Here is a 294-nt window from a genome sequence, read left to right on the forward strand (position 1 = left end):
GTTTTATCGTCTTCTGAAATGTTAACTAGATTTTGAACTTCGGCTAGTTTTGATTCTAAAGCATCTAGTGCAGTTTGTCTATCATCTAAACCAACTGCCTTATTTAAGGCCTCAGTTAATTGTTTTAAAGCATCTTTAGCACCGCTTAATTTTTGTTTTAGTTGAGCAATTCTTTGTCTTTCTTGTTCTGCAGCTGTTTCTAGTGCTGATTTTTGATTTCTAGCTTCAGTTAGTTTATTTATAATATTAGTTTTTAAAGTGTCAGCTTCAGCTTTTGGTTCATCAAATTTAATT

The 294-nt window shown here is 31.3% G+C and carries 1 protein-coding gene; it reads right to left on the reverse strand.

Going from position 1 to position 294, the window contains the following annotated elements; genetic code table 4:
- The coding region (locus tag OF364_RS03040; RefSeq protein WP_263774139.1) for an Atg14 domain-containing protein at positions 1-294 on the reverse strand (294 nt) is incomplete at both ends.

This window comes from Mycoplasma enhydrae, from assembly GCF_025779955.1.
In the GTDB taxonomy this organism is placed as follows: domain Bacteria; phylum Bacillota_I; class Bacilli_A; order Mycoplasmatales; family Metamycoplasmataceae; genus Metamycoplasma; species Metamycoplasma enhydrae.